This is a genomic window from Maribacter arcticus (assembly GCF_900167935.1).
Taxonomy (GTDB): domain Bacteria; phylum Bacteroidota; class Bacteroidia; order Flavobacteriales; family Flavobacteriaceae; genus Maribacter; species Maribacter arcticus.
On sequence record NZ_FUYL01000001.1, the window covers coordinates 491383 to 517511 of the forward strand.

Sequence of the window (26129 nt, forward strand, 5' to 3'; positions counted from 1 at the left end):
TGACTAGAATATTAAATTACATATTAGGGTATACTATCAAATTTAAAGATAGAGATGTTGTTATAGATATCACCTGGCCTTAAGACGCTTTTAGGGAAATCTGGTTGATTAGGAGCATCAGGATAATTCTGTGTTTCAAAACAAATACCTGGAAAATCTGAAGGTGTGTATAGTACTACCGCTGGTTGATTGGTATATACCTTCATTGAAAGACCAGAGGTTTTTGAATGTACTTCTGCAACTTTTTCATTGCCAATATCTTTAATGAAAACTGTATCTAAGCGTTGTACTCCAATTTTTCTTGGCAATAAAAAATCATATTCAGATTTTCTTACAGGAATAATGTCTCCCGTAGGAAGTAAATTTTCATTCATTTCAAGTCTATACGGACAGTTTAATTGCAATTCATAATCGTCTATATACGGGTCTGAATCAAGTTTAAAATAAGAATGATTGGTAAGATTAATAACTGTGCTTCTATCTGTAGTTCCTTCGTAAATAACCTGTAATGCATTATTCATTAGTTTATAGGTAACACTTACGGTAAGATTGCCAGGGTAACCTTCTTCTAAATGTTTGCTTTTGTAAGAAAGTTTAACTGAGGGGTTATCATCATTGTTTACTTCATCAATAGTCCAATATTTATGATGAAAACCTTCTTTGCCACCGTGTAAATGAACTCCATCTTCATGGTATAAGTAAAATTTTTCTCTGTCAAGTTCAAATCCTCCTTTAGAAATACGACCAGCATAACGCCCTATACTTGCACCAAGTTTATTATCATCTAATCGATATCTGCTAGGATGATTAAAACCAACAACTACATTGGTATAGTTACCGTCCTTACCTTTTACCAGTAATTTTTGAATTGTGGCGCCATAATCAAGCACCATGAGGGTTATAAACTTATTGGAAATCGTAACTTGTTTCAAAGGGAGGAATTAATTATACAATGTAAAAATAAAGATTTTTGCAACATTCTTTTTTTTCTAACGTCCTTATTATAACAACAAACTTAAACCAACCTATTCAACCGATGTTTCAAAGCAATGTCGTAGAGAAATGTAAAGCAAATGATAGAACTGCACAGTTGCAACTGTACAGAAAATATTGTGATGGTATGTTTATCGTTGCTATGCGATTTGTAAAGAATACAGATGATGCAGAAGATGTTTTACAAGAATCATTTATAAAGGCTTTTCAAAAATTACATCAGTTTAAGGGAGATGTAACTTTTGGGGCATGGTTAAAGCGAATTGTTATTAATAAGAGCATTGATTTTCTAAAGTCAAAAAAAGATAATGTTGTGGCTTTAGATGAAGGGTATATGCAGGTTGTAGAAGATGATAATAATTGGAATGTGCCATCGACAATTAGTATAGAACAGGTGAGAAGTGCAATAGATGATTTACAAAGTAAATATAAATACGTTGTACTCATGTTTTTGCTAGAAGGGTATGACCATCAAGAAATTGCTCAGGTATTGAATATTTCAGAATCTGCCTGTAGAACAAGATTGTTACGAGGAAAAGGACACTTAAAAGAACTATTAAAAGAAAAAAAATATGGAACAGGATCTTAGGGAAATGTTCAATAAAGAAAAGCGAGAGCAAAAATTCACCATAAGTAATGGCCATGAAGAGCGCTTTTTAGAGAAACTTCAGCAATCATTGCCTGAAAGTAAAAAACCAAATAGAGCCTGGTTAAAAGTTGCTGCCTCGATAATGGTCATGTTAAGTTTTGGTGTAGGTTATCTTTTATTGAATGAAAATAGTAATGTTGAGAATACAGTTGTGGATAGCGACTCTATCAATGAAAAACAAACTGAATTTACTTTCGGTGACCTATCTCCAGACCTTAAAAAAGTAGAAAATTATTACGTGGCCAATATTAATCTAGAATTAGCGAGGCTAGAAGTATCGCCTGATACCAAAGATTTAATAGACGGTTTTATGGAACAACTTAATAACCTGAACTTAGAGTATAAAAAACTAAACACAGAGTTAAAGGAGTTGGGCCCCAACGACCAAACAATAACTGCACTTATAGAGAATTTACAATTACGACTACAATTATTACAGAAATTAAAAAGGAAGTTAAACGAATTAAAATTATCAAAAAATGAACAGATCCAAGAGAATAGTATCTAGGCAACTCATCATTGCATTAGGACTTTTAATGACCGGAGGGCTTTTTGCCCAGAAGGAAAGTAAAACATTTCAAGAACGTTTTATTGTGGCAGATGATGCCGTTTTAGACATCAATACCAGTTATGCTGATATTGAATTTGAAACGTGGGACAAAGATGAGGTGGCCATTACGGCCACCATCACCTTAGAAGGCGCTACCCAAGAAGAGGCGGATGCTTATTTTAAGGGTAATCCAATTGAAATATTAGGTAATAGTAAAAAAGTTACTATAGCATCAAAATCAAGAAACAATACATTCTTTTCTATTGACGCAACGGATTTTGAATTTGACCATAGTGATTTACATATTGAAATACCAGAAATAGCATCTTTTGTTATGAATATGCCGCAAATAGCGCCTTTTCCAAATATGCCGCCATTACCTCGAACAGAGGCGTTTTCATTTGATTATGAGGCATATCAAAAAGATGGGGATAAGTACATGAAAAAATGGCAAAAGAATTTTGAGAAAAGCTTTGATAAGGAGCATCAAGAACGTTTAGAAGAATGGGCTTCAAAAATGGAAGGGCAAGCTGAGGAAATGGAAAAGCGTATGGAGAAACAAAATGAAGAACGCATTAAGCATATGGAAGAACGTGCCAAAGAAATGGAACAGCGGCTTGGAGAGCGTGAAAGAGACCGTGAACATCGTCTTGCAGAAATAGATTCGATAAGGAGCTTTGCTTTTTTAAGACGAGATAGTTTAATCAACGCACCAAATATTTTCTATTTGAATACGAATGAAGGCCAAAAGAATTATAAAATAAAAAAAATCATAAAAATTAAGTTACCTAAGTCTACCCGTATAAAAATGGATGTACGTCATGGAGAAGTAAAACTAGCAGCGAATACCAAAAACTTGAATGCGAAACTTTCGCATTCAAGCCTTTGGGCAGCTACCATAGATGGGCAAGAAACTAATGTTTCGGCTTCATATTCACCTGTCAATGTTCAAAAATGGAATTATGGCCAATTAAGCACTTCGTATTCAGAAGAAATATTATTGTCTGAAGTTGTTCAATTGCAATTGCAAACAACATCCTCTGCCGTTACAATAAATAAACTGCTTAAAAATGCTTTTATAAAAAACAACTTTGGTGCAGTACATATACTAGAATTGGGGCCAGATTTTAAAGAATTAGATATTAGTGTTCGAAATGGGGAATTAAACCTATCATTGCCAAAAGTGGCTACAGATGTTTATGTTAAGGGTAATTCTTCTACTCTTAAGGTACCAGCTACTTTAAAGTTAGAGCAGATTAAAAATGGTACTTCAATTATTAATAAAGGCTCTTATTTAAAAGAAAACAGTAATCGTTCTGTTGTAATTACATCAGATTATAGTGAGGTGGTAATCCACTAATTACTATAGTAATTGTAATGTGCCAAAATTTTTTTTCGCTCCTTTACTTTTGATATTACCTTCCCAAGAAGACCTTATTATCCTATAAATTTTTAGTGGTCTTTGCTTTTAGTGTGGTGGTGGTTTTGTGACGCCTCTTTCACCAAAAAACACGCTAACGACAATGATAGAACTTTCTTTTTTATACTAATTGAATCGTTAAATGTCCTTTGGCATTACTTGAAAAATATTCTTAACGTATTTGCTTTGTACATTTTTAGGTCTAAAAAAATGTATAGTCTATGATGTGTGTTTTTAAACTAACATTCGTTTGTCAATTTGATTCAACTACCGCTAAATCGTAAAAGCCGTTGACAGGCCTCCCGTCTTCGGTAATACCTTCAACTTTTACCCAGTACTCGCCGGTCTTGTCCCCTGTAAAAAAATCGATTGCCGATTTACCCTCCTCGTCCAAAGTAATTTCGGGCTTCCAGAACAAGGTAGTGCGGTAATCTGGTTTTTCAGGACTTTCCTTAATATAGTTAGGTTTGTAGAACTCCCGTGCCTTGTAGAAACCGGGAATTTTGAAGTTGACAATACCGGGGTATACCTCTGCGTTCTGTTCGTTTGGATCATAAAGGTCATTGGTATAAAGGGCAATAACACCATTACTACCCCTAGATCCAAAAATTGCGGCATCTGAACCAGTCACCAAATCAATATAAGAAACCTCGTTGGCCCGCATAGATTGGATAAAGGTTTGATCAGTTGGGACACCATCCACTAAAAACAAAGGGCCGGTCCAAGCGAACAAGGTACTCATGCTCATACTTGGAATATTTACATATTGATTGGGGTATGCGCCAGCGACTTGTACCCTAGGCAAGCGCCCAACCAAATCCATGGCGCTCATGGCCTCAGAACCTGGGATAGAATCATTATAAACGGTCATAGTAAAGGGGCCGTTGGTTATACGAGGGTTATTCTTTCTTAAAACTTCTTCCCTCATTCTCTTTTTTTCCTTGACAATAACTTCATCCAAACGGGTTACTTTTTTGGGATCGTAGTTAAAATCGGTCACTTTTTTCAGATATTCATCCCTAAGATACTCTTGGCTCAGTTCAATGGTCTGGCGGTCGGTACGCTTTGTCTTTCCAAGTTCTGAGTCTAGTTTGGGAGATTGCTCATCGACTAAAACAGAGAGATTCTTTCGTTTGTATGCCCATTTGGGCACAGAATCATACGCCTCAACGGTGGCCTCAATGCTGTCATTGAAATAAAATGGGCCAAAACTGAAGGCTCCTTGGGCATTGGTCTCTTGCTTTGAGTTGATGAGATCGGGCCAATCGTACAGGTTTAGGGTGGCAACGGTCTCTTTTGCCTTGTTGGGGTTGCCGAACCTAGTGGTTTTTCCGGTGATCATGATCCCTTTTTCAGGAGCGTAGTCAGGGGTCTTGTCCACTTTTTCAGAAAGCATATCTTTCCAGACGAACCTTCTCCAACCATGGGTGAGCATAAGTGCATCTAATAAGAATTTACGTTCTTTAGCATCATCGGCGAAGAAATAATCGGGGTTTTGAATGGTACCGCCCAAATCGGAATCTAACAAGAGCCAACTTTTTATATTGTTGGTCGATGCTGTGCCCTTGCTTCCGTTTTTGGACACGATCCCCATAGAGAAGTCACCGTTAAGCGGAGCCCCCTTTCCATCCACTAAAACCATATTGAGTTCTACTTTTTCGCGCATGCCATAGGTTGTAGTGGGAGAGGAAATGGTTAAATGGGTATCGTTTTCAGGGTTGTCTATAAAGATCAGGCGTTCACTTATGGGTTCTCCGTTAGGGGTAAATAGGGTGAACTGTGCCACACCATCTTGAAGTTCTTTGGTATAAATCTTTGTAGCATAGGCCGCATTGTCATTAGCGTTTCCAATGCGTTTAAAAATCATATCGCCCCTTAAATGTCCTATCAACAGGGTCCCCTCAAGTCCATTTTGGGTAGTACTAGACACCTGTACCAAAACATGGTCTTTCCTGTTTTTTAGACTAAGCACGTAACCGTTTGGCAATGCTTCAGGAAGGGGGAACTTTTCTTCTATACCGTTGAGAATTACACTGGCATGGTATTGCACACCTGGTAAAGGGGTGAACCCTACACTGCCAAGGCCAAACTCTAGACTTTCGAAAGTCTCTATGATATTTTCTTTGGAATCTTTGATAAAGCCCTTCAGGGCCAGGCCATTGCCCTTTTCGTCAAGTACCTCTAGACCCATTGTGCCGGGTAAACCTTTGACAAGGTGGCCCCCCTCTGGGAAGAATTTAATGCTTGGTCTGCCGGAGACCGCCTTTCCCATGTTTTCTTCAAAACCCTGCAAATATTGTGTTACGGGAATCTGGTCAGGACTTACGGTATTACCTATCTGCTGTACGAAGATGGGTATATTTTTCTCATAAATAACGGGTTCCTGCTCGTTGAGCATATATTTGGTATATGAACGTAGGGTATAATCGCCTTGTGCTATGTTTTGATCAATTTCAATATCACCAGAGGCCCCAACTTCATCGACGAATAATTTACGTTGGGCCACCACAATGCCTTGTTTGTCAACCAACTCTACATACACAACATTACTTTTTTCGGAACCATTGTGCGAAATACCATCGACCAAATAGGTTTTGAACCAAATGGTTTCACCATTGGTATAGAAATCTTTTATTTGTATGTAGGTATGTTTTTTCAGGAGATTGATTACGGCTGTAGTCCAAAAGTTTGGACTTTACTTTTTTCAAGAGTAGGTATTCTTGTGGGAGGCTCGTAAACGAAACAATCGATAGCGCGCTAAGTAACCCAATGATAACGATAGAACTTAATTTTTTCATATTAATAGAATGTTTAAGTGTTCTTCTAAGTTAGAAAAAAGAATAATCCATACGTATTAATATTGTAACTATTTAATAAATAATAAGTTAAGGGGACTATTTGTAGACGGCTTGGTCATTCATTGTTGTCGAATACTTGATTTTTTTTCATGTGTAATATGATTAGACCACTTGATCTATGTTTAGCTCAAGTGGTCTAAGTATACTTTTCTGAATAGAAGTATTTTTATAGTACAGGCTCCCATCCTTCAGCATAGGTGCGTTTCCAAGACTCCATTGCTTTAGCATTATTAGTTATTTTTCCAGTAGTGGAATCAATCTTTAAGGTTTCTCCTGCGTCTTGAGCCATATTTCCTAAATGACATAGCATGGTAGAAACACTCGCATCACTTATATCAGAATTAAGACTTTTATCTTCTCTAATACCTGCAAAGAAATTAGAAATATGGTTTGTATCTAATTGTCCTTCACCTCTTGTATTGGTTGTTTCGCTTGAGCCACCTTCAAGTTCCTCTTTTAAGAGATTTCCGTCCAAATCATAAAGTTGATAGAAATTACGGTCAAGCATAATGCTTCCTTTAGAGCCGTATATCGTACTTCCTCGGCCTGGTCGCGTTGGTTTCATCATTCCTCGACTATGGCCTGTCCATGTTAAAAATTTATTATCTGCAAAAGTGTAGGTTACTTGTTGGTTGTCTACAAATTCCCAATCGTCTTGAAAGGTATATTTACCTCCAAAAGATGTAACTGTTTCTGGTAAGTCTACACCTAATGCCCATCGACAGATATCTATTTCATGTGTACCATTATTATGCACCTCACCTGTACCCCAAGTACGAAACCAATGCCAATTGTAAGGGTGAATATTATCCTTGTACGATTCTCTTGGTGCTGGTCCTTGCCATAAATCCCAATTTAATGTGGAAGGAACATCAATAACCTTCCCTTTACCAATAGAACCTCTATTATTAGAGTAATATGCTTCTCCTTTATAAACATCACCAATAATACCTTCTCTTATATCTTTTATGGCACTGATAGAAGTTTTTGCAGAACGTTGTTGGTTCCCCATTTGCACTTTTTTTCCATACTTTTTTTGTGCTTCGACCAAAAGGTCATTTTCATACGGGTTATGACTACAAGGTTTTTCAACATAAACATGCTTTCCTGCTTGTAAAGCTAAAATAGCCATTGGTGCATGCCAGTGTTCTGGTGTAGCAATGAATACTGCATCGACATCTTTGTCTTCCAATACTTTTCTAAAGTCTTTTTCTATTTTAGGTATGTATCCTATATTTTCTTGGCACCACACATTATGTTCTTGCAAAATCACATCATCGACATCACAAGAATATATAATCTTGGCATTTTTATCATTATGAATAGCCATTACGTGCGCTTTTGCCCTACTACGCACTCCAATAATTGCACAATTGATATGGTCGTTAGCGCCAAGAATATTTGCATACGAACTACTTGGAAAGACTAAACTGCCCAAAGTTACCGCTGCTGTACCTGCTGAGGTTTTTTTAATAAAGTTTCTTCTAGTAGTCATAGCTTATTCTTTAATGATTGATTTTATTTTAATGTTTTTAAAGGAAACTTTGTCTCCATGATCTTGCAAAAGGATATGCCCTTTTTCAGCTTCTCCAAAATTTGGCCATTGAGCATATTTGCTCTCTGATACTAATTTTCGGTAGTCGTCACTTTTGCGTTCATATTCTAAAACTTTCATTCCGTTTAACCAATGTTCTACGTGATTGTCTTTAGATATAATGTGAGCCGTATTCCATTCGTCTGGTGCATTCATAGGCTTATTTACATCTGCTTGAATAAGGTCATAAAGAGAAGCTACGGTACGGCTACCATCATGATTTCCTAGTTTCGCATCAGGGTGTCTAGCATCGTCTAAAATTTGATACTCTAAACCTATTGAAGAACCTGGCCCTTTATTAATATCGGTATCCACATAGTATTTGATACCACTATTAGCACCTTCTGTAATTTTAAAATCTAACATTAACTCGAAATCACCGTATAGCTCTTTAGTAACAATATCACCACCTGCTGCAGATTCTTCACCTCCTGATGGTAGTACTGTCAAAATGCCATCTTTAATTTCCCATCCTATTGTTGGGAATTCATCTAAACGGGCTCCTCGCCAACCATTTGCAGTTTCGCCGTCCCATAACATTTTCCAACCATTTTTCAATTCGTCAACACCTAATGCATTTTTTGTGTTTATTGGTGTCAATGTACTTTTTCTTGAATACTTAGAAAGACTGTCGGTTAAAATTTTAATATCCTTCCAGATAATATCGGTACCGTCTTTCTGTTCATCAGAGATGCTATGCACTTGAAGCGCTATAAAACCTTTGGCTGTTTTATCATCAATTAAGTAAGCTGCAGGTACATCATTAATCCACGTTTTTAAGGTGTCGCCGATGGCCTCTATTCTGTAGTGATTCCATTCATTTTGCTTGAATGCCTTTTGAGCCTCAGGGTTATTGGTCATTGGGTTCAACCAACCTCTTCTTGCTTCATCATAAATACCAGCACTCCATGCTCGTTCAGATGGATCTATTTCTATTTGATATCCATGAACACGACCATCCATATAGTGCGGTAAGCTATTACTTCTAATTTGTATGCCAGAATTCATACTAGGGTCTACCTTATAATCTAATTCTAAAATAAAATCACCATACATCTTGTCAGTTGTCATAAATGAGTTGGGTGTATTATGAACCGTGGTGCCTACAATAGAGTTATCCTTTACTGCATAAGTGGCTTCGCCACCGAGCTGTGTCCATCCATTTAAAGTTTCTCCATCAAAAAGATTTACCCATGGGGTATCGTCTTTGGGTTTTTGGTTACAACTTATCAACGTAGATAGAATTAAGGTAAAGAGCAGAAAATTGATATTTGATTTCATTGGTTTTGGTAAATTATGGTTTATAAAAAAAGCGCCCGGTAGGGCGCTTGAATATAACAATTTTTTGGGAGACCTTTTAGTGGACACTCTTCTTTAGATAATCTCCAAAGCTTTCTTTAAACCTGTTTAATCTTGGAATAGATACATTTTTAATATATGAATTATTAGGATTGTTTTTTTCGTAATCTTGATGATAAGATTCTGCCTTATAGAAAACCGTGAAAGGGGTGACTTCAGTTGTAATTGGATGGCCGCCATATACATTTTGATTTGTAAGTGCTTGCATGTATCCTTCTATTATTTTCTTTTGTTCATCGGTCTTGTAAAAGGCAATAGAACGGTATTGTCTACCGCGATCAGGACCTTGTCCGTTTAATTGGGTAGGGTCGTGAGAACCAAAGAAAACTTGAACTAATTCGGTAAAGGAGATTTCTTTAGGGTCATAATAGACTTCTACAGCCTCTGCATGGTCGGTTTTACCATAACCAACGTCTTCATAAGTAGGGTTCTTCTGTTTGCCACCAGCATAGCCAGAAATAACCTCTTTAACTCCTTTAACACTCTCAAAAATAGCTTCTACGCACCAGAAACAACCACTAGCAAAATAGGCGGTTTCATATTTACTTAGTTGTTGGGCACTTAGTTTTACAGCCTCATCAACTTCTTCGTTCACAATTTCAGTGTTTTCGGTATTTTCTGATAAGGTATTTTTCTTGACTTTAGATTGACAACTTGTAGCTAGTAATGTAGCACAGGCCAATACTGTTATTTGTAATAATTTCATGGCAATTTTCTTTTAGCAATTTGTAGGTAATTTACAAAGACCTTACGAGGAAAATGGTTAAAAAATGTTAACTAGATAAAAGGATATTATATTTTTGGGAAATGGATACATTGCTTGAAGACCTTAAATCTTATACCACAAACCCTATTTCTATTTTAGATACGGCAATTCCTATTCAGGAATATGTATCCTTAAACCTTTCTAAGGATAATGAGGAGTTAATGGGTTTAGATATCACTGACTATGCTGTTTGTCAAAATTATATTGATAGCGTATTAAAAGATAAGCAAGGATTAATAGCATATGGGGGCTATTTAGAAGAGCGTAACCTATATAATGATAAGGAAGGTTTCACCTCTAGTACAAACCCTATTAGAAACATTCATTTGGGAATAGATTATTGGTGTAATGCCTTAACTAAAGTTATTGTTCCTGTAAAAGGCATGGTGCATAGTTTTAAAAATAATAATGTCATTGGTGATTACGGACCAACGATTATATTGAAGCATGTTTTGTGTAATCATACCTTTTACACTTTATATGGCCACTTGTCGGTAGATTCTTTGGACGGACTTTTTATTAATAAAGAATTTAAAGCTGGTGATACCATTGGCAGATTAGGTACACCTGATATAAATGTCAATTATGCCCCACATCTACATTTTCAAATAATACGCAATTTAGAGGGTAACATAGGAGACTATCCTGGAGTATGCGCCAAAGAACAATTGTCCTTTTATCAGGAAAACTGCCCAGACCCTAATATTTTATTGAAGTTGAAGTAAGCCTGTGTCGATTAACCGCACCTTTAATCGATATGGTGATTTTGAGGCATGTGCTGTTTATCGACCAGATATTACACTTCAACTGAGTACGTGTAAAATAACGAGTAATATGTGTTTTTGAGCGATTCACCACCTAGTGAATCAAGGCCTACTGCGTTCTATAAGTGTAACAAACGCAAGTCATGAAAACAATACTTACAATCATCTTTATCATCTTCTTAAGCTTTACTGCTCAAGCTCAAAACGCTACTACTGATGTAAAAGTTGAAACTATTGAAATGACAATCGTTACTGAAACATCTTACGAATTAAATCTTGAAGCGAAAACTGAAGTAGCGCGTTTATACAAGTCAAAGGATTCAAAAATAAAAAGAGAGTTGAATTTCACAACTAAAGCTAACAAACCTAAAATGGCATAATCTTATATAGGTAATCAAAAAACTTAACAGTATTCTAATCTTATTATATCTTCAAGAAAGTGAATTTAGACATCATCTGCGAAGCAAACAATCAATTATATTCAAAATAGGAAATCAATATAGATGTAGGAATATGATTGCTAAATCGATAAACGGCACATAATCACCGATAATCTACAATAGTATTTGTAGGAAAAAGGACTACAAAAATAGGTAATACATCGAAAACATATACTTTCATCGTAAAAATTGAGCATTTTGTCGAATTCGAAATACGTTTACTTACAATGAGTGGGTTATCTACAAACCAAATTTACCTACTTATTATGCGTACAATTATTTTCTTATTCCTTGTTGTCTGTTTGGGAACCAAGTCCCAAGCTCAACATAAGTTACCCGTTACCAAAGTGCAGTCTTTTACAATGCCCATGGTAGATATAATAGGCCAATCTGAAATTAATACTCAGGGTTACCAAACAGCTGCAAGGTTTTTCAAAGTTAAAAATGCTAGAGTTAAACAAGCTTTAAAATTTAAACCTACGACGCTAAAAACACTTTTTGCTTAATTTACTTCATCAACTTCGATATCTGTGGTTACTTCAGTATTCGTTTTTGGTAGTACAACTGATTCCAAAATTTCCCAGACATTATTAGTTACTATTTTTTGCCCCTCTGCGGTTGGGTGTATGCCATCTTCTAAATTCAATTCTGGTATACCCGCAACACCTTCCAATAAAAAAGGTATTAACAGAATTTCGTTAGACTCTGCCAATGCAGGATACATTGCCATAAATTGAGAAGTATAATCTGTACCCATGTTTGGTGGTATCTGCATACCGGCTAAAATTAGTATAGTTTCAGGATTTTTATCTTTAACCATATCTATCATTGATTGAAGATTATTCATCGATTCAGAAATAGGTATTCCTCTTAGTCCATCATTAGCACCCAACTCTAAAACAAAAATATCGACAGGTTGGTTCAGTACCCAATCAAGTCTATTTAAACCGCCAGATGTTGTTTCTCCACTCAATCCAGAATTAATGACCTTATATTCTAATCCTAAAGAGTCTAAACGCAGCTGAATTCTATTTGGGAATCCTTCCTTTGTATCTAAGCCATAAGCGGCTGTAAGGCTATTACCATAAAACATTATTACCTTCTGGTTTGTGTCAATAACCTCATTTTCGGCAGCACTAACTTCTTTGGTAGGGCCATCTGATTGTTTTTTTTCTGGTCTTTCTCCACATCCAATAAGCACGAGTGCCCATAAAAAATAACGAAACTTTAATACTTTCAACATAGTCTTAGCTTATTAGATTCAAAATCATTTGCTTATTTTGTTAGCTTGAAGTAAAATGATTTATGACAAAGATATTAAACGTACGTAATCTAAGGAAAACGTACACGAGTGGATCTAAAAATTTGACAGTATTAGATGATATTTCTTTTTCAATTGAAGAAGGGGCAACTTTTGCAATCGTAGGTCCTTCCGGTAGTGGAAAAACTACCTTGTTAGGACTATGTGCTGGCCTAGATGAAATTGATGAAGGTGGTATAGATCTTTGTGGTGAAGATTTAAGTACATTAAATGAAGACCAGCGTGCTCTTTTAAGAAATGAAAAAGTCGGATTTATTTTTCAAGATTTTCAATTATTACCGACCTTAACCGCATTAGAGAATGTAAGTGTTCCTTTAGAATTACAAGGTGCACCAAATGCAACAAAAGATGCTATGGAACTGCTAACCAAAGTAGGTCTTGGTGATCGACATAATCATTATCCGTCACAGCTTTCTGGTGGGGAACAGCAACGGGTTGCATTAGCTAGGGCATTTTCTAACAAACCTTCAATTCTTTTTGCTGATGAACCAACGGGTAATTTAGATGAAGAAACAGGAGAAAAGGTGATAAAATTACTGTTCGATTTAAATACGGAAATGGGAACTACTCTGGTTATTGTGACCCATGATTTAGAACTGGCTAAACTGAACCAACATGTATTACGACTTAAAGGTGGTAAAATAGTAATCGATGAAACCTCTGCAATATCTTGAGCAAACCAACACGAACTTCAAAAGCAGACTTTAATTGGTTATTGAAAATGGCTTGGCGCGATGGCAAGGCAAGTGGTAAGCGCTTACTCTTGTTTATGGCTTCCATTATTTTGGGTATCGCTGCAGTAGTTTCTATTCAGTCTTTTAGTGATAACCTTAAAGATAACATTGGTCTACAGTCAAAAGCCCTTATGGGAGCCGATTTTCTTATCGATAGTAATCAGCCAGCCAATGAGCGGGTGACACAGTTGATGGATTCTTTGGGAGGTGCGAATGCACGGGAAGTTAATTTTGCTTCTATGGCAGCTTTCACCAAGAATGGAGCAACTAAACTAGTACAAGTACGTGGTATAGAAGGTAACTTCCCTTTTTATGGCGAATTGGAAACAGAACCATTAAGTGCCGCTCAAGAATACCAAGAAAAGGGTGGAGCTTTGGTCGATGCCACTGCCATGTTACAATACAATCTTAAACCAGGTGATAGCGTAAAATTAGGTACTACTACCTTTCCTATTGTTGGCTCATTGATTACCGCTCCTGGTAGTACAGGTATCGGTGCCACGGCAGCGCCACCGATTATTGTTCCGTTTCGATTTATGGAAGAAAGCGGACTCTTACAAAGAGGAAGTCGTTTAGGATATAACTATTATTTCAAAAATCCATATATAGATTTAAAGGCACTTAACAAAAAGGTGGATCCTTTGTTAGATGCTGAAAATGCTGATTTAGATACTCATACAGATACCAGTCAGCGGCTAGGGCGACGGTATGAAAATGTTGGTCGATTTTTAAATCTTGTAGCATTTATAGCACTTCTTTTAGGTTGTGTAGGTATCGCTAGCTCAGTTCATATTTATATTAAAGAGAAATTAAAATCGGTAGCTGTTCTCAAATGCTTAGGAGCTACCCGTAAGCAAACCTTTTTAATCTATTTGCTTCAAATTGCGGGTATGGGATTGTTGGGCGGCTTTATTGGCACTGTTATAGGCCTAATTTTACAGCAAACTTTCCCGCTAATCCTACAAGAATTTCTTCCATTTCAAGTAGAAATATCTACTTCGTATCAATCGATTTTTGTGGGTCTATTATTAGGGGTGTGCATGTCAGTTTTGTTTGCACTTTCTCCATTAATTAATACCTGGTTCGTTTCACCTTTACAAGTTTTGCGCGTACAGGAAGATACCAGCAAAAAATCGCGTCCTTATCAAATGTGGGTAATGTTGGCCATAGTTCTTTTCGTGTTCCTTTTTGCATATTGGCTGTTGGGCCGATGGGGATTTGCAGCAAGTTTTGTGGCAGGTATCTTAGTAACATTCTCCATTTTAGCCGGAGTTTCTATTTTATTTATGCGATTGATAAAACGATATTTCCCGAAATCGTGGAGCTTTGCAGCACGACAAAGTTTATTGAATTTATATCGGCCTAATAACCAAACCGTAGTGTTGATATTGGCAATAGGAATCGGAACTTTTCTTATAAGTACCTTATACTTTACAAAAGATTTTTTACTCGCTAAAACTTCTTTCGAATCAAGTACTGAAAGTCCGAATTTGATACTTTTTGACGTACAGACCGAACAGCGAGAAGCAGTAGCCAATACGATTACACCAAATGGATTAACTGTAATTGATAATATACCAATCGTAACTATGCGAATGGAACGCATAAAAGATCGTAGTGTTAACGAAATTCGATTAGATAGTACCACACGGGTGAATAAATGGATTTTAAGCCACGAGTTTAGAACTACCTATAGAGACACCATGATTGGGTCTGAGAAGTTATTAGAAGGGGAGTGGATACCTAGTGTAGCCCCTAATGCTGAGGTTATACCGATTTCTTTGGCAGATAATGTAGCTAACGATGCTCTTGTAACTATAGGGGATACAATTCTATTTAATGTTCAAGGTAAATTGATGACCACCGTAGTCGGTAATGTTAGGCAAGTAGATTGGGCGCGTATGCAGCTCAATTTTTCTATCGTATTTCCAAAAGGAGTATTAGAGAATGCACCACAGTTTCATGTATTGACTACAAACGCACCTGACAAAAAAACCTCAGCCAATTTGCAACGTGAACTGGTGAAAAAGTTTCCTAATGTATCCATTATTGATTTACGACAGGTGGTTACACTAATTGAAAATATTTTGGACAAGATATCATGGGTGATTACATTTATGGCTTTTTTTAGTATTTTAACTGGTATTATTGTATTGATAGGTTCTGTTCGTAATAGCAAATACCAACGTATACGGGAAAGTGTATTGTTGAGAACCCTAGGGGCACAAAGTAAACAGATTCTAAAAATAAATGCTTTGGAATACCTGTTTTTAGGTGTCTTAGGTAGCGGAGTAGGTGTGCTTCTTTCGCTAGTTAGTAGCTTTTTACTTGCCTATTTTATTTTTGACACACCATTTATACCATCATGGGTACCATTTTTAGTGGTCTTACCAGGAATTACTCTTTTAGTACTTTCTATAGGATTATTAAATAGTAGAGGGGTTTTAAATAGTCCGCCATTGGAAGTATTAAGAAAAGAAGGAAAATAAAAGGGTAATTGTTTTGTCTAATTTTGTTATTCTTAGTGACGATTTACTAACTCAAGGAACCTAAGGAGATTAAAGATATACACGTTTTAGAAATGTATATTGGAGGAAAGAAAGTGTTTGGTGAAAACTAGATTAGGATAAAATACAAAATACTGACCAATTAATCAAAAATGAAATCTCTTCTATGAAAAGAAAATTCTTATTCTCCATTTTAATAATCGGGTTACTAGCTTCATCCTGCACTTCTGAAAAAAATTCTGCCTTTGAATTATCCAGTGACGCCATAGTCGTCTATAACGGTACTATTATCAATGTCACTAATGGTGAAATTTTAAAGAACAAGGCGATTCTTATTGACAGCGGAATAATAAAAGCTATCATAGATTATGAAGTCCTAAAATCTGTAGTCGATACCGATCATCAATTTGATGTTACCAATAAATTCATTATTCCGGGTTTGTGGGATATGCATGTTCATATTGAAGGTGAAGATTTAGTGGAGGATAATTTGGCATTGTTTCCCGTGTTTGTAGCATATGGGGTTACTACAGTTCGCGATATGGCGAGTGATTTAGGAGAGCAAGTGCTTGCTTGGAGAGATGAGATTGAACAAGATAAGATATTAGGTCCTCAGATTTTTACAGCAGGTAGAAAATTAGAAGGTATAAATTCTATCTGGAAAGGAGATTTAGAAATTGCCAATGAAGAAGAATTGTCCGCTATGCTTGATAAACTTGAGGACTACAAAGTTGATTTGGTGAAAATCACTGAGAATACGTTACCAGGTCCGTTATTTTTAAAGAGTGTTCAAGAAGCTAAGAAGAGAGGTTTTATGGTTTCGGGTCATATACCCATAGATCTTACGGTTCAAGAATTGGTTGATGAAGGTTTTACCAGTATTGAACATGCTAGTTATGCCTTGCGTTTAGGAAGCGATGAACATACAATTGTAGCGAAATTGAAAAGTAGTGAAATTACCAAAGAGTATGCAAATGAATTATATGCTTCAGGTTTTAATCAAGAAGTTGCAAATTTGGCTTATGAAAAATTAGGTAAAAGCAATGTAGCGATTACTCCAACATTAATAGGGGGTAAGCAACTTGCTTATTTAGATGAAAACAATCATGAGAATGACGATTATTTAAAGTATTTGACAAATCGATTTACTGCAAAGTATCAATGGAGAATTGATAGAATGGCAAATGATTCCCCTGCCGATATACAGGCTAGAAAAGACCGCTATCAATTAATAGCAAAACAATTACCCTATTTTCAAGAAGCGGGAATAAACATTCTTGCAGGCAGTGATGCAGCTGCATTGAATACGTATGTATATCCGGCGCTATCACTTCACGAAGAGTTGGTGTTGTTTCAAGAAGCAGGCCTCACTCCGTTACAAATTTTACAAAGTGCTACAATTAACGGAGCAAAATTAATGGGTACTATAAATACTATGGCGACTGTTGAAGCAAATAAGCAGGCCGATTTAGTTATTTTAAATAGTAATCCTTTAGAAGATATTAAAGCCACGCAAGATATTTACGCAGTTATAAATGATGGCGAATATTTCGATAGACCCGAATTAGATGTGTTGCTACAAAATGCAAAAGATAGAAAGATACAACTCGATTTGAAGCGCAATTAAATACATACTATCTTGTTTTATAATCATAGTTTGAGATTAAATCAAATTATATATTGATTAATATGCTATTTACTAGTAATCTATCTACCTTAACGAACACGTATTCAAAATCTTAGTTATGAAGAATTTTCTACAAATTTTAGGAATCATCTTATTCGTTAGCTGTGCTAATAAAAAAGAGAATGCGACAACAGTAGTTAAAGTAAATCAGGAAACAATTAGTAAGCATATAGAACGACTTGCGTCTGACGAATTTCTTGGTAGAAAACCATTTACTGAAGGCGAAAAGCTAACGGTGAACTATTTAAAAAATGAATTTGAAAAATTAGGGTTGTCGCCTGGTAATGGCAATAGTTATTTTCAAGATGTACCTATGGTAGAAATTACAGGGGCACCTTCAGAACACATGGTCATTTCAGGAAAAAATAAAAAAATAAATTTAGACTACTTAAAAGATTTTGTAGCTACAACAAATAAAGCAGTTATAGATGTTAGTCTTGATAACTCAGAACTGGTATTTGCTGGGTATGGTATTGTAGCTCCTGAATATGGTTGGAACGATTATGAAGGTGTTGATTGGAAAGGCAAAACAGCTGTGGTTCTAATTAATGACCCAGGATTTAAATCTGGTGATTCAACATTGTTTAAAGGGAATGAAATGACCTATTATGGACGATGGACGTATAAATACGAGGAAGCAGCGAGGCAAGGTGCTGCAGGAGTTATAATAGTACATGACACAGAACCAGCCTCTTATGGTTGGAATGTAATAGAGTCTAGTTGGACAGGTGCCCGATTAACCATTGCGAGCGAGTTACCCAAGTTAGAAGTAGAGTCTTGGATTAGTGGTGAAAGTGCTCAGAAAATGTTTGATGCATCAGCTATGAAGGGTCAAGATTATAAATCGCTTTCAAGAACTAAAGATTTTAAACCGACACCTTTAGGATTAAATGTTTCGGTTTCGGTTAAAAACGAAATAAAAAAAGACGTTTCTAAAAATGTGGTAGCGATGATACCTGGCACAGAAAAGAAAGATGAAGTCATTATTTATTCTGCACATTGGGACCATTTAGGGGTTGGTAAGCCCATTGATGGAGATTCAATCTATAATGGTGCAATTGACAACGCTTCTGGTACTGCGGGGTTATTAGCTATTGCAGAGGCATTAAAAAAAGGAGAAGCAACAAAACGCTCCATTGTTTTTATAGCGCTTACCGGAGAGGAGCAAGGGTTATTAGGTTCCGCTTACTATGCTGAACACCCAATTTTTGACCCCAAAAAATCAGTGGTAAATATTAATATGGATGCGTTGGCTAGTCCGGGGAAAATGAAAGACTTGACCATTACGGGTTACGGACATTCAGAAATGGATGAATATGCCAAAGCGGAGGCACTTAAACAAGACAGGTACATTATACCGGATCCAGAAGCTGAAAAAGGATACTTCTTTAGATCAGACCATTTTAATTTTGCTAAAATTGGAATTCCCGCTTTATACGCAAGTGGTACCTATGAAGGTTTCGATAAAAGTATTGAAGAAGTAAAAGAACTGAGTACCTATTATAATATCAATAATTACCATCAAGTTTCTGATGAGTACAATGCCGAAACAACCGAATTAAGTGGGGTACAATTAGACTTACAATTATTTTATAATATCGGATTGAAATTAGCGAATGAAGACTATTTTCCGAAATGGTATGACGGCAGTGAATTCAAAGCAGCTAGAGAGTAATGGAAGAAGTACGAGCAGGTAATAAATTGATATAATTCAATTCTAATTATGAATGCCTTTTAAAAAGTAAGCTAATTGAGAATCAGTTTTTACTATGTTGTAATATGAAGTCAATGTTAGTTCTTTACTAATTCGAAGCTCTTACATCATAAAATACTAGGTAAATACCGATAATTGTCTCAACTGTCGTGATTTGTCAACTAATCCACATAGCTTTGCATTTTTAATACAAAAGTCATTCTTATGCCCTTGTTTACCGATTTAAAGATTTCTAGAAACTTAGAAAAAGCCTTAGATGATTTAGGTTTTGAAAATACTACTCCTATTCAAGAGCAAGCATTTCCTGTTGTTATGAGTGGTAGTGATGTGGTAGGAATCGCCCAAACCGGTACAGGAAAAACTTTTGCATATTTATTACCTATTTTAAATACCCTATCATTTTCAAAAGAAATTCATCCGAAGGTGATTATTCTTGTACCTACTCGTGAGTTAGTGGTCCAGGTTGTAGAAGAAACTGAAAAACTGGCTAAATATTCGGGTGTACGTGTATTAGGTGTATTTGGAGGTAAGAGTATGCTACGGCAAAAAAATGCCTTGGCTTTGGGTACTGATATTTTGGTGGCAACTCCTGCACGATTATATGATTTAATTTTGACCAAAGCTGTTCAATTAAAATCAGTTAGGAAACTTGTGATTGATGAGGTCGATGTAATGTTAGACCTAGGATTTAGATTTCAACTGGTTAATATTTTCGAATTGTTGCCGGTCAGAAGACAGAATATTATGTTCTCTGCCACTATGACCGATGATATTGAGTTATTTATAACCGATTTCTTTACAGGAGTACAGAAAATTTCAATTGCGGTAAGTGGAACTCCATTAGAGAACATTACTCAATTCGGGTATGCTACGCCTAACTTTTATACAAAAGTAAATTTGCTTGTTAATCTTCTTCAGAAAGAAGAAGAGTTTCATAAAGTACTGGTTTTTGTGTCAAGCAAGAGAAGTGCAGATTTATTGTTCAAGGAATTAGCTGAATTTTTCAGTGAAGAAATCTGTATCATACATTCAAATAAGACCCAAAACTATAGATTGCGTTCTATTAATCAATTTGATGAAGGCAAGAACCGTATTTTGGTTACTACAGATGTTATGGCACGTGGATTGGATCTTCAAGAAATTTCTCATGTTATCAATTTCGATACACCGATTTATCCAGAAAATTACATGCACCGAATCGGTCGAACGGGTAGAGCAGAGAAAGAGGGAACTTCTATTTTGTTATTTACCCCAAATGAAGAGGAAGCAAAAGATGCTATCGAAGATTTGATGTTGCAGAAAGTAAATTTATTAGACTTACCAAGTGATGTTGAAGTGGCAACTAAACTAACTTTCGACGAACAGCCTAAACATAAGGAGCGTGAAAATCCTTTGAATATAAATGAAGATGAACGTGGTGCTAGTTTTCATGATAAATCTGATAAGAACAAAAAAGAAAATCAAGGAGGTTCTTATAAATGGATTATTAAAAAGAAATATTCTAAGCCAAAGACTCGAGGCGATAAGAATTACGGAAAAAGAGGTAGAAACAAATAAGAATAGTTTCTTTAATATTCAGATTACGTTGCTTGTACAATAGAATAATTACATTCTTTTTTAAACAAATAGCATTTATTACACTCCATATTTGATTGTTTTATTAAGGCTTTACTAATTGTACTATTTTAAAAACATCGACGAACTACATAACATATCGGTATGATGTTTTTGGTTCAAAATCCATTCGTCGACACTTTTCTTCGATTCATCCTAAAAATTTACGCTAGCCGAAAATTATAGTAGTTCAGCGAGGTCAAGAGCCTTGATTGCTGGACTGCGGGTATCTTTATATTGTTCAATACAAAAATATGAAAGCAATATTCACCTTATTAATTATAATTTTCGCTGGAACATTAACGATGGCACAAAACCCTCAATCAAATGATAAAGTTTACATTATTGAAATGGGTATTGTTATGGTTGATAGCCTTAATAATACTGACCATAAGAAAACGTTTACAATCAGTACTGAAACTGAAATAACTCGTTTGTATAGATATAAGAATTCTAGAGTCAATAAAGAATTAGCATTCATTACCCAAAAGAGTTATGGTAAGTTGGCATAATCTTTGCGCTATTAAAAAAGGTGCAATGAAGCACCTTTTAAAAATTCAATTATGATAATACTTACACTTTTAATACCTGCTTTAATAGTTCTTCTAGTTGTTTCTTTTACTTCAAAAAATAAAAAGCAACTACGTGCAATTAAAGTGCCAGTGAACAAAAGAAAGTTTTAGTTTTTAATGCCAGGCTGCTTTATAGTATAATTATCCTTAGCCTTGGCTTCATCAACTTGACGCTTTACGTCTGCTAATAGCGCTTTAGAATCGTAAATGATTCCATCTTTAATAGTATATTTTACACCACCAATACGAACCACCTCATTATCATCGGTAAGCTTTACAGCTCCCGTGCCGTATAGCACTTTGAAATTTTGAAGAGGGTTTTCTTCAACAATGACGAAGTCAGCTAATTTTCCGATTGTAACGGAACCTAATTTGTCATCCAATCCTAACGCTTCTGCGCCATTTAAGGTTGCAGATTGAATTATTTCTAAAGGGTGAAATCCTGCTTCACGCATTAATTCTAGTTCACGTATATATGCAAAACCATATAATTGGAATATAAATCCGGAATCGGAACCAGTTGTTACGCGACCACCTCTATTTTTATATTCATTAATAAAGGTCATCCAAAGATTATAATTCTTTTTCCATTGAACTTCCTGCTCTGTACCCCAATCATGCCAATAAGAACCATGTGATACTTTGCTAGGTTGATAGAATTCCCAAAGGGAAGGCAATGTGTACTCTTCATGCCATTCGGCGCGTCTAGCACGCTGTAAATCTCTACTAGCTTCATATATGTTAAATGTAGGATCCATTGTGAAATCTAAAGCCAATAGTTCATTCATTACATTATTCCAATGTTCAGAGTATGGTTCAGCAGCTTGAGCCCATAATTTACCGGCATTTTCAAAGCGATGTTGTTCATTTTGATAGTTATAATCAAGAGGAAAATCTTGTACTGTGCGATCATCAAATAAAGCCTCCGGTAATCCATACCAATGCTCCATTGAAGTTAATCCCGCCCTTGCGGAATGAAGTACATTCCATCTAGCAACGCTCATTTGTGCATGGTGACACGCTGAGCCAAGTCCTAATTTTTTATTTTCATCTAGTGCTGCCGCCATAATAGCTGGTTCTGCACCAAAAAATTTAATTCCGTCAGCTCCTTTTTTTGCATTCGCACGCACCCATTCACGAGCTTGATCCGGAGTAGAAATAGGAATATCGTTCAATGGATTAAAAGACTTGCTTGTTTGCCCAAATGCGGTATATGAGATTATACGTGGGGCGATAATTTCATTTCTCTCACTTTTTCGTTTTAAATCTAGTGTCACATCAATGCCTCTTCCAGCAACTTCTCTTACGGTGGTTACACCATGTGCCATCCAAAGTTTAAAAACATAATCTGGGTCAGCACCTTGAGCATCACCTCCAATATGTGTGTGCATATCTATAAAACCTGGCATTAAGTACATACCTGTACAATCTAGCTCTTTGCCACCTGTTTTTAGTTGTGGTCGCTTAGAGTCATCTATGGCGACACCAGGATACCCTACAACTTTAATGTCTTTAATAATATTGTTTTCTACAACAATGTCAATGGGGCCTTGTGGTGGTGCTCCATTTCCATTAATTAACATAACGCCTCTAATTATTAATTGAGAGTGCGGCCCATCTCCTTCAAGTGATTGGGCGTGGATGGTTAGTAGGCCTACGAAACTGAATACCGTAGCTAATAGTATTTGTTTGAACATAAGGTGGTAGTTTAATTTAGTTCTTTAAATATAGTTAAAGTGATAGTAATGACACAAAGCAAGTGTCAACTTTATTAATTGAATTGTGAACTAGTTATTATGGAAGCCTTTAACTTATACAACTGGAGATAATTGTTGCTTTATTTCTTGGAATTTGATAATGTAATTAGTGCCTCTTTTAGAAGCATCGCGTTCAATAGTACCCCGTAATTGACGGGTAAGATTATGAATAAGTTTTAAACCTAATGATTTGGTGTTTTTGTAATTTATTGTTTCTGGAAAACCAATTCCATTATCTCCTATTTCAAGAATATAACAATTCTCTTTTTCTGAATCTTTTTGTAATTTAATATTGATATCCCCTTCTTCATCCCCTTCGATACCATATTTTAAGGCATTGGTCAATGATTCATTGATTAATAAGCCTAGTGGTATAGCTGTGTCTATACCTAATTTTATATCTGGAATATCAATTATTAAATTAATATTATTGTCAATTCCTTTTATAGAACGAATTAAATATTCACTTAACTCTTGAACATATGATTTGTACTCTATGTGGCTAATATCTTTTCGCATATAGAGCATTTCATGAACCATAGCCATTGCAATTACCCTATTTTGTGTTCCTTTAAGTAGACCTTTCATTGGTTTACTTTCAGTATTTCGAGATTGAAGACTTAGTAAGCTTGATACGGTCTGTAAGTTGTTTTTAACTCTATGGTGAACTTCCTTCAGTAAATTTTCTTTTTCATGAACTTCATTAGCCATGACTTTTTTTGAAGTATAAAGGGCGTTGTAAGTCTTTAATAAACTTTTACCGAAGGTGTTTCCTAAAACAAAAACTGAAAATAATACTGAAACTAGGCTAAAAACAGCACTCGAACTTTCAGGAACAAAATTTTCTGTGATTTTTAACTCAGGTATGGTTTGTGTAAATAGTAGAATGATGAGAACTATGATTACGTTTAAGTAGATTTTACCATATCTGCTGCTATTGATGAACCCTCCAAAGGCCACTAACGGAATCATAAAGATAAAAGGACTATGAATACCACCGCTGTACAACGTTACAATAAATGAAGATATAAGACCTAGTATAGATGAAAAATTGAACGTGGGTAAAATCTTTTTATGACTTTTAAAATATTGTAAGTTAATTAAGTTTAAAACTCCAAAACCTAAAAGCGCGAATGGTACAACTTTAGTTATACCCAATAGAAAATAGCATAATAATCCAAATAGAATGGATATAATGCTGGTGGTATAATTTACCCTTAAAAAAAGTTTGGTTTTATCCTGAAGACGCTCTTGGTCAATGGTAAATCCGGGCATAGATATTGTTTACGTACTAAAAAAACATACTTATTAAGTAATGTAAATCTAATTATGTTTTTAACATTATGCTAGTATTTTTTGTTATAGTATACCATAATTATGTAAAGTTAGTGTCAGCTTCGAACTTTCTTTGGTATAAGGTCAGTTAAATCTCCAATATTAATCGCTTTTCCAGATTCAATACTTCTTCTTGCACCAATACCTATTAAAATTGACATAGCCCCATCTCTTATACCGGCAGTTCTACCATAGGGGTCAGTAGTTTCAGGATTGACGAATATTTTATCATGAAGTCTTTTATCACCACCTCCATGGCCACTTTTTTCCATGGGTACATTTATCACCTCATGTTTTTCCCAAAGCTTATGAACAATAATTGACTCGTGGTTCAATTCTTCCTTATTATTTTGAGCCATTTCCAAAACGTGTTTTTCTGCCTCATCAACAGAAGTTATTGAATGGTAAGGAATGTCTTGTGAAGCTTCAATTCTACCTTTTGTGCCATTAAAAGCAACACGCCACCCTTCGAATGGTGAATAGGTAGTTAAGCTATAGTTTAGAACTGTGTTGTCGGCATATTTTACTTGTGCCGACATTTTATCATAGATGTCAATATTTTCTCTGAACAAACAATTATCTCTTATATAGCCATCTTCATGTTCGTGATCTGCATATAATTTTTTAGATGATTCATCTTTTGTAATATCCCAATAAAATTCACAAGTAGTTTTATGGTCACAACTACGGCAGTTAGTACCTCGTTGTGGTCCGTTCTTGCCATAATATTCCAAATCACCGTAGGCAAAGACTTGATTGGGTTCAGAATTTATCCACCAGTTTAATAGGTCAAAATGATGGGTAGATTTATGAACCCAAAGGGATCCACTACTCTCTATCTCACCATGCCATCTTCTAAAATAAGAAGCTCCATGATATGTATTCAAATACCAATGGAAATCGACCGATACCAAATCCCCAATCGTTTTATTTGCTAATAATTCTTTTATTTTGGTTGCGTAAGGGCTCCATCGATAATTGAATCCTACAATTAATTTTTTATTTGATTTCTTTTCAGCGTCAATAATTGCTTGACATTTAGTTTCATCTGTAGTCAACGGTTTTTCCGTTAATACGTCACAACCCATTTCCAATCCTTTAATTATATATTGATGGTGGGTCGAATCTTTTGTAGTGACAATAATTAAATCTGGTTTCGTCATGTTTACCATCTCTTCAAAGTCCGCAAAAAGGGGGCAATCAGCTCCAATATAATTTTTGGCATATTTCAAACGACTCGAATTAATATCTGATAGCCCCACAAATTCTAATATTTCGCCATATTCATCTACCAAACGTTTTCCCCAAAAGGTTGTTCCTCGTATACCAGTTCCAATCAACGCAACTTTTAGTTTTGAAGTTTTACTAAAAGCAAATGTTGAAATAGGAAACGCAGTGCTAGCTGCAAGCATTCCTATAGAATTGATGAATTTTCTTCTGGTGGTATTCATTGGTTTGATTTTAAAGCGGTTATCTAAATATAGCTAATTTTCAA

Annotated in this window: 21 protein-coding genes; 12 read left to right on the forward strand and 9 right to left on the reverse strand. The window is 35.7% G+C overall.

Annotated features, from left to right (window positions below; all coding sequences use genetic code 11):
• Window positions 1-23: 23 nt before the first annotated feature.
• Window positions 24-932 carry an aldose epimerase family protein gene (locus B5X55_RS02300; RefSeq protein WP_079510948.1) on the reverse strand — a complete coding sequence of 303 codons (909 nt, stop codon included), beginning with the start codon at window positions 930-932 and terminating at the stop codon, window positions 24-26.
• 104 nt (window positions 933-1036) lie between these two features.
• Here B5X55_RS02300 and B5X55_RS02305 point away from each other — a divergent pair, with 104 nt between their 5' ends.
• Genes B5X55_RS02305 through B5X55_RS02315 form a run of 3 tightly spaced genes read left to right on the forward strand, consistent with a single transcriptional unit; the run spans window position 1037 to window position 3552 of the window.
• Window positions 1037-1582, forward strand: coding sequence for an RNA polymerase sigma factor (locus B5X55_RS02305; protein ID WP_079510949.1), 546 nt, complete (start codon window positions 1037-1039; stop codon window positions 1580-1582).
• Window positions 1566-2150: a hypothetical protein gene (locus B5X55_RS02310; RefSeq protein WP_079510950.1), complete on the forward strand. Its 585-nt coding sequence runs from the start codon at window positions 1566-1568 to the stop codon at window positions 2148-2150. The genes B5X55_RS02305 and B5X55_RS02310 overlap by 17 nt, the downstream gene beginning before the upstream one ends.
• Window positions 2122-3552: a hypothetical protein gene (locus B5X55_RS02315; RefSeq protein WP_143814381.1), complete on the forward strand. Its 1431-nt coding sequence runs from the start codon at window positions 2122-2124 to the stop codon at window positions 3550-3552. Before B5X55_RS02310 ends, B5X55_RS02315 begins: the two co-directional genes overlap by 29 nt.
• A gap of 313 nt (window positions 3553-3865) precedes the next feature.
• Here B5X55_RS02315 and B5X55_RS02320 read toward each other — a convergent pair whose 3' ends face one another.
• The 4 genes from B5X55_RS02320 to msrA form a co-directional block, all read right to left on the reverse strand.
• Window positions 3866-6199 carry a TonB-dependent receptor plug domain-containing protein gene (locus B5X55_RS02320; RefSeq protein WP_079510953.1) on the reverse strand — a complete coding sequence of 778 codons (2334 nt, stop codon included), beginning with the start codon at window positions 6197-6199 and terminating at the stop codon, window positions 3866-3868.
• 437 nt (window positions 6200-6636) lie between these two features.
• The gene (locus tag B5X55_RS02325; protein WP_079510954.1) at window positions 6637-7965 is read right to left on the reverse strand and encodes a Gfo/Idh/MocA family oxidoreductase; all 1329 of its coding nucleotides are present in this window, start codon (window positions 7963-7965) and stop codon (window positions 6637-6639) included.
• Window positions 7966-7968: 3 nt separating this feature from the next.
• Window positions 7969-9345, reverse strand: coding sequence for a 3-keto-disaccharide hydrolase (locus B5X55_RS02330; protein WP_079511091.1), 1377 nt, complete (start codon window positions 9343-9345; stop codon window positions 7969-7971).
• 76 nt (window positions 9346-9421) lie between these two features.
• The gene (gene msrA, locus B5X55_RS02335; RefSeq protein ID WP_079510955.1) at window positions 9422-10129 is read right to left on the reverse strand and encodes a peptide-methionine (S)-S-oxide reductase MsrA; all 708 of its coding nucleotides are present in this window, start codon (window positions 10127-10129) and stop codon (window positions 9422-9424) included.
• A gap of 101 nt (window positions 10130-10230) precedes the next feature.
• Here msrA and B5X55_RS02340 point away from each other — a divergent pair, with 101 nt between their 5' ends.
• The 3 genes from B5X55_RS02340 to B5X55_RS18950 all read left to right on the forward strand — a co-directional run bounded on the left by B5X55_RS02340 (window position 10231) and on the right by B5X55_RS18950 (window position 11899).
• Complete coding sequence (locus tag B5X55_RS02340) at window positions 10231-10914, forward strand: peptidoglycan DD-metalloendopeptidase family protein (RefSeq protein WP_079510956.1); 684 nt, start codon at window positions 10231-10233, stop codon at window positions 10912-10914.
• Between the two features lie 182 nt (window positions 10915-11096).
• Window positions 11097-11333: a DUF3316 domain-containing protein gene (locus B5X55_RS02345; RefSeq protein ID WP_079510958.1), complete on the forward strand. Its 237-nt coding sequence runs from the start codon at window positions 11097-11099 to the stop codon at window positions 11331-11333.
• A gap of 326 nt (window positions 11334-11659) precedes the next feature.
• A complete protein-coding gene (locus B5X55_RS18950) occupies window positions 11660-11899 on the forward strand; it encodes a hypothetical protein (RefSeq protein WP_143814382.1) in 240 nt (79 codons plus the stop codon).
• On the opposite strand, the gene B5X55_RS02355 is transcribed toward B5X55_RS18950, so the two are convergent.
• Complete coding sequence (locus tag B5X55_RS02355) at window positions 11896-12636, reverse strand: arylesterase (RefSeq protein WP_079510962.1); 741 nt, start codon at window positions 12634-12636, stop codon at window positions 11896-11898. The genes B5X55_RS18950 and B5X55_RS02355 overlap by 4 nt on opposite strands.
• A 62-nt stretch (window positions 12637-12698) precedes the next feature.
• Here B5X55_RS02355 and B5X55_RS02360 point away from each other — a divergent pair, with 62 nt between their 5' ends.
• The 6 genes from B5X55_RS02360 (at window position 12699) to B5X55_RS02385 (ending at window position 21482) form a co-directional block, all read left to right on the forward strand.
• The gene (locus tag B5X55_RS02360) at window positions 12699-13388 is read left to right on the forward strand and encodes an ABC transporter ATP-binding protein (protein ID WP_079510964.1); all 690 of its coding nucleotides are present in this window, start codon (window positions 12699-12701) and stop codon (window positions 13386-13388) included.
• Between the two features lie 47 nt (window positions 13389-13435).
• Complete coding sequence (locus B5X55_RS02365) at window positions 13436-15937, forward strand: ABC transporter permease (protein WP_079510965.1); 2502 nt, start codon at window positions 13436-13438, stop codon at window positions 15935-15937.
• Between the two features lie 184 nt (window positions 15938-16121).
• Window positions 16122-17582 (forward strand): amidohydrolase family protein, encoded by a 1461-nt coding sequence (locus B5X55_RS02370; RefSeq protein WP_079510966.1) that lies wholly within the window; start codon window positions 16122-16124, stop codon window positions 17580-17582.
• A 118-nt stretch (window positions 17583-17700) separates the two neighbouring features.
• Window positions 17701-19317 carry a M28 family metallopeptidase gene (locus B5X55_RS02375; protein WP_079510967.1) on the forward strand — a complete coding sequence of 539 codons (1617 nt, stop codon included), beginning with the start codon at window positions 17701-17703 and terminating at the stop codon, window positions 19315-19317.
• Window positions 19318-19560: 243 nt separating this feature from the next.
• Window positions 19561-20913, forward strand: a complete 1353-nt coding sequence (locus B5X55_RS02380; protein WP_079510968.1) for a DEAD/DEAH box helicase — start codon at window positions 19561-19563, stop codon at window positions 20911-20913.
• 311 nt (window positions 20914-21224) lie between these two features.
• A complete protein-coding gene (locus tag B5X55_RS02385) occupies window positions 21225-21482 on the forward strand; it encodes a hypothetical protein (RefSeq protein WP_079510969.1) in 258 nt (85 codons plus the stop codon).
• A gap of 167 nt (window positions 21483-21649) precedes the next feature.
• Here B5X55_RS02385 and B5X55_RS02390 read toward each other — a convergent pair whose 3' ends face one another.
• The 3 genes from B5X55_RS02390 to B5X55_RS02400 form a co-directional block, all read right to left on the reverse strand.
• Window positions 21650-23239, reverse strand: a complete 1590-nt coding sequence (locus B5X55_RS02390) for an amidohydrolase family protein (RefSeq protein ID WP_079510970.1) — start codon at window positions 23237-23239, stop codon at window positions 21650-21652.
• Between the two features lie 114 nt (window positions 23240-23353).
• Window positions 23354-24574 (reverse strand): sensor histidine kinase, encoded by a 1221-nt coding sequence (locus tag B5X55_RS02395; RefSeq protein ID WP_079510972.1) that lies wholly within the window; start codon window positions 24572-24574, stop codon window positions 23354-23356.
• A gap of 116 nt (window positions 24575-24690) precedes the next feature.
• Window positions 24691-26085 carry a Gfo/Idh/MocA family oxidoreductase gene (locus B5X55_RS02400; RefSeq protein ID WP_200811577.1) on the reverse strand — a complete coding sequence of 465 codons (1395 nt, stop codon included), beginning with the start codon at window positions 26083-26085 and terminating at the stop codon, window positions 24691-24693.
• Window positions 26086-26129 lie beyond the last annotated feature (44 nt).

Bases quoted from the DNA above. Each gene is read 5' to 3' on its own strand.
- B5X55_RS02310 (WP_079510950.1), top strand. From the start codon at position 1,566: ATGGAACAGGATCTTAGGGAAATGTTCAATAAAGAAAAGCGAGAGCAA.
- B5X55_RS02370 (WP_079510966.1), top strand. From the start codon at position 16,122: ATGAAAAGAAAATTCTTATTCTCCATTTTAATAATCGGGTTACTAGCT.
- B5X55_RS02390 (WP_079510970.1), bottom strand. From the start codon at position 23,239: ATGTTCAAACAAATACTATTAGCTACGGTATTCAGTTTCGTAGGCCTA.
- msrA (WP_079510955.1), bottom strand. From the start codon at position 10,129: ATGAAATTATTACAAATAACAGTATTGGCCTGTGCTACATTACTAGCT.
- B5X55_RS02355 (WP_079510962.1), bottom strand. From the start codon at position 12,636: ATGTTGAAAGTATTAAAGTTTCGTTATTTTTTATGGGCACTCGTGCTT.
- B5X55_RS02340 (WP_079510956.1), top strand. From the start codon at position 10,231: ATGGATACATTGCTTGAAGACCTTAAATCTTATACCACAAACCCTATT.
- B5X55_RS02325 (WP_079510954.1), bottom strand. From the start codon at position 7,965: ATGACTACTAGAAGAAACTTTATTAAAAAAACCTCAGCAGGTACAGCA.
- B5X55_RS18950 (WP_143814382.1), top strand. From the start codon at position 11,660: ATGCGTACAATTATTTTCTTATTCCTTGTTGTCTGTTTGGGAACCAAG.
- B5X55_RS02375 (WP_079510967.1), top strand. From the start codon at position 17,701: ATGAAGAATTTTCTACAAATTTTAGGAATCATCTTATTCGTTAGCTGT.
- B5X55_RS02360 (WP_079510964.1), top strand. From the start codon at position 12,699: ATGACAAAGATATTAAACGTACGTAATCTAAGGAAAACGTACACGAGT.
- B5X55_RS02385 (WP_079510969.1), top strand. From the start codon at position 21,225: ATGAAAGCAATATTCACCTTATTAATTATAATTTTCGCTGGAACATTA.
- B5X55_RS02380 (WP_079510968.1), top strand. From the start codon at position 19,561: ATGCCCTTGTTTACCGATTTAAAGATTTCTAGAAACTTAGAAAAAGCC.
- B5X55_RS02395 (WP_079510972.1), bottom strand. From the start codon at position 24,574: ATGCCCGGATTTACCATTGACCAAGAGCGTCTTCAGGATAAAACCAAA.
- B5X55_RS02400 (WP_200811577.1), bottom strand. From the start codon at position 26,085: ATGAATACCACCAGAAGAAAATTCATCAATTCTATAGGAATGCTTGCA.
- B5X55_RS02345 (WP_079510958.1), top strand. From the start codon at position 11,097: ATGAAAACAATACTTACAATCATCTTTATCATCTTCTTAAGCTTTACT.
- B5X55_RS02305 (WP_079510949.1), top strand. From the start codon at position 1,037: ATGTTTCAAAGCAATGTCGTAGAGAAATGTAAAGCAAATGATAGAACT.
- B5X55_RS02365 (WP_079510965.1), top strand. From the start codon at position 13,436: ATGGCTTGGCGCGATGGCAAGGCAAGTGGTAAGCGCTTACTCTTGTTT.
- B5X55_RS02330 (WP_079511091.1), bottom strand. From the start codon at position 9,345: ATGAAATCAAATATCAATTTTCTGCTCTTTACCTTAATTCTATCTACG.
- B5X55_RS02315 (WP_143814381.1), top strand. From the start codon at position 2,122: ATGAACAGATCCAAGAGAATAGTATCTAGGCAACTCATCATTGCATTA.